The 3,350-nt window shown below is 66.6% G+C and carries 5 protein-coding genes; 2 read left to right on the forward strand and 3 right to left on the reverse strand.

The window, feature by feature from the left end; translation table 11 throughout:
• On the forward strand, nt 1–708 hold a 708-nt coding region (locus tag AX681_RS22570; protein ID WP_066682468.1), incomplete at its 5' end, for a class I SAM-dependent methyltransferase.
• An 11-nt stretch (nt 709–719) separates the two neighbouring features.
• On the opposite strand, the gene AX681_RS15740 is transcribed toward AX681_RS22570, so the two are convergent.
• From AX681_RS15740 to AX681_RS15750, 3 genes are all read right to left on the reverse strand, one after another.
• Entirely contained in the window at nt 720–1,577 is an 858-nt protein-coding gene (locus AX681_RS15740) for a MipA/OmpV family protein (protein ID WP_066661036.1), read from the reverse strand.
• Nucleotides 1,578–1,671: 94 nt separating this feature from the next.
• Nucleotides 1,672–2,034, reverse strand: coding sequence for a DUF2141 domain-containing protein (locus AX681_RS15745; RefSeq protein ID WP_231733762.1), 363 nt, complete (start codon nt 2,032–2,034; stop codon nt 1,672–1,674).
• Nucleotides 2,015–2,806, reverse strand: a complete 792-nt coding sequence (locus tag AX681_RS15750) for a sterol desaturase family protein (protein ID WP_066661046.1) — start codon at nt 2,804–2,806, stop codon at nt 2,015–2,017. The genes AX681_RS15745 and AX681_RS15750 overlap by 20 nt, the downstream gene beginning before the upstream one ends.
• Before the next feature lie 114 nt (nt 2,807–2,920).
• Here AX681_RS15750 and AX681_RS15755 point away from each other — a divergent pair.
• The coding region (locus AX681_RS15755; RefSeq protein ID WP_231734985.1) for a glutamate--tRNA ligase family protein at nt 2,921–3,350 on the forward strand (430 nt) is incomplete at its 3' end.

A 3,350-nucleotide genomic window follows, 5' to 3' on the forward strand; every position in this document is an offset into this window, starting at 1 on the left:
AGCCTGGCCCGCAGCGCATTGTGGCTCAAGCTGCGCGCGGGGCGGCTGCGCGACCTGCTGCTGAGCGGGCGGGCGCGGTCGGAGCTGTGGACGCGGTGGCGCTATGGCGGGGCGGTGCATCAGGATGTGAGCCTGAGCTATCCCGACCGGTATAGGGGGCTGTTCCGGTTGACGCAGCAGTTGCTCGCGGAGCGGAGCGCGCCGCGCATCCTGTCCTATGGCTGTGCGGCGGGCGAGGAAGTGGTGTCGCTGCGCGCCTATTTCCCCGATGCGCTGCTGGTCGGGGCAGAGATCAACCCGATCCTGTTGCGAACGTGCCGCAAGCTGCCCGCCGATCCGCAGCGCCATTTCGTGCGATCGACGCCCGAACAGATCGCCGCGTATGGCCCCTATGACGCGATCTTCGCCATGGCGGTGTTCACGCGGCGGCCGAGCGAAGTCGAGGCGCGCGGGTTCACCAACATCGCCAGCCATTATCCGTTCGCGCCGTTCGCGGCGGGCATTCGCCTGCTGACGGAGCAGCTGGCGCCGGGGGGGCTGCTGATCGTCGAACATGCGCTGTACCGCGTCGAGGACGCGATTTCCGACCTGCCGCTGGAACCGATCCTGATCGAGGGCAATGCGCGGTCGAAGCACCCGCGCTTCGACCGCGACGGCAACCGGATCGAGCCGAACCCGCAGATTTCGCGCATCTTCCGCCGCCGCTGACGCGCCCTGCGTCAGAAGCTGAGCGCCAGCCCTGCGCCCGCCGTCCACTGGTGGCGCGATCCGGCGATGGTGACGAGCGGGCTGTTGGCGACGTCGCCGACCAGCTTCTTGTAGGTGCCGCCAGCGATCAGGGCGAGGCCCTTGGTCAGGTTGCCGGTGAGCGAATGGGTGAACATGCCGCCGAAGCTGATGTCCTTCTGCCCGCCCTCCGGCGTGTAGGCAGGGAGGCCGCTGGCGAGGCTGCCCGCCGGGGTGACGCCGAAATAGGTGCGGGCGTAACGGTCGCCGACCACTTCCGCGCTGGCGAACAGGGTGACCAGCGCCTTGGTGCTGAGCGGGGTCATATAGGTGACCGACGGGGTCCACACGCCGCTGCGGTGAATGCGCGTCACGTCGTGGCGATAGCTGACGCTGACGGTCAGCGTGTCGAAATCATGGATGACCCCCGTCTTGGCAAGCGCGCCATAGCCGCCGACCTCGACCGCGGTATCGATCTCTCCCAGCGCGCGCACGCGGGGGTCGGCGATCGCGTCACGGTTGGTGCGGTTCAAGTTGAGCACCGCGACCGGGCCGAGCTGGAGGTTCCATTCCTTGCCCGCCTCATCGGGAATGAGGTCGAGGCTGGCGCGGTTGCCGAGCACGGTGAAGCTCATCCCCGCGACGGTGCCGTTGGCGGCGGGCGCGGGCACCCAGCGATTGTCGTCCGACCCTTCATAATCGGGCAGCCACACGCCGCCCGCCGCGATGGTCAGGCGCGCGCGGGCCTCCCGCGCAACCTCGGCCTGTTCGGGGGTGGGCGCTTCGTCCTGCGCGAGCGCGGGCGTGGCGATGGCGGCAGCGAGGACGGCGGACAGAAGGCGGATACGCATGACAATGATTCCCTGAACCTGTTTCAGGGGCGCAACGCTGCGCTGCGGAAATGGATGCGTGTGGTGATGGCCCGCGCGTCGATTAGCGCGCGGTTCAGAGCATATACTTCATCTTCACCTGCTGCTTCGCGCCGTCGAGGGGGAAGCTGGCGGAGGTGAATTTGGGGGGGCCGAAGGTGATGGTGGGGTTGCGGCTGAAGCCGAAGCCTTCCTTCGGGATGCCCATCATCGTGTCGAGTTTCTTGTTGCTGTTCGCGTCGTGGATCACGGCGACGGCATAGTTGGCGCTGGCCAGACCTTCGAAGCTGGTCGCCGGGTGGGCGGCGGAAATGGTGCGCGAGATGGCGCGCGGATCGTCCTTGCAATCGGGGAAGCTGTCCGGGCGCGCGGTCAGGCAGATCTGCAGCACGCCCTTGGCATTGCGCAGATTGGTGATTTCAAGGTCGAAGCTGCCCACCGGCGAGGCCGCCGGAAGCAATAGCAGCGCTGCGGGCAGCAGCGCGCGCATGTGATTTTTCGAAATCGCCAATCCCCCGGTCGGTGCCGCACAGCCGGTCCCAGAAACGAAAATAGAGACCATAGTTGCACCCATATTGCTCATGGTGCCGCTGATGATGGCTCGCGGTGATCAACCACGCTCCAAGTGGCCCCCGCCACATCATCCGCGGGAACACCTCCCACCCCATGTGATTGGTTACACCCATAACGGTCATGATTCCAAGCACCAACGCCAATGCGCCGACATGAATTGGAATCGCGAAGACCAGTGCCGGGATCACCACCGCGCCGGTCAGCGCCTCGATCGGGTGAAAGCTCATCGCGGCCCATGCCGTCGGCGGGCGGCTGTCGTGATGCACGGCGTGCGCGATGCGGAACCAGCGCGGACGATGCATCCAGCGATGCGTCCAGTAGAACCAGGTGTCGTGCGCGAAGAGATAAAGGAACACCGACAGCGGCAAATACCAGAGCGGCCAGGCCGACACATCGGTGTAGATCCGCGTCCAGCCCAGATTCTGCCACCCCCAGGCGACCACGCCGGCGGGGATGCCATAGATGGCGGCGCTGGCTAGGCTCCACAGCAGCTCGCGCCGCATCTGGCGGTCGAGCCCTGCATAGAGGCCGGGATGCCGGATGCGCGTTGCCCAGGCGAAGGCACCGGAAACGATCAGATAGCGCACCCCGACGATCAGCGTCATCGCGAGTGCCGACAAGAGGATGGCGAGCCACATGCGGTCGCTCTACATGAAATCGGTGTCCGCCAACAAACGGAGAAACCCGTAATTTCGCCGCCCGCTTCATCGATCGTCACCCGTTTTGCGCCGAGCCCGACCGGGCGGCTGCACATGGGCCATGCCTTTTCGGCGATCGCAGCGCATGATTTTGCGCGGGCGCGGGGTGGCGCGTTCCTGCTGCGGATCGAGGATATCGACGGGACGCGCAGCCGGGCCGAGCATGTCGATGCGATCCTGGCGGATTTGCGCTGGCTGGGGCTGGAATGGGATGGCGCGGTGCTGTTCCAGTCGGCGCGGCTGGATGCCTATCAGGCGGCACTGGACGCGCTGCGCGCACGCGGCCTGATCTATCCGTGTTTCTGCACCCGCGCCGATATCGCCGCGAGTACGAGCGCGCCGCATGGGCCGGAGGGATTGGTCTATCCGGGAACATGCCGGGGGCTGGTCGCGCCGGATCTGGCACGGCCGCATTGCTGGCGGCTGGATATGGGGGCGGCGCTGGCGTCGATACCTCCCCTGAGCTTGCTCAGGGGAGGGGGAC

The sequence above is a fragment of the Sphingomonas sp. CCH9-E2 genome (assembly GCF_001557215.1).
GTDB lineage: Bacteria > Pseudomonadota > Alphaproteobacteria > Sphingomonadales > Sphingomonadaceae > Sphingomonas.

Coding starts and splice junctions, on each gene's coding strand:
- AX681_RS15740 (WP_066661036.1), bottom strand. CDS start 1,577: ATGCGTATCCGCCTTCTGTCCGCCGTCCTCGCTGCCGCCATCGCCACG.
- AX681_RS15750 (WP_066661046.1), bottom strand. CDS start 2,806: ATGTGGCTCGCCATCCTCTTGTCGGCACTCGCGATGACGCTGATCGTC.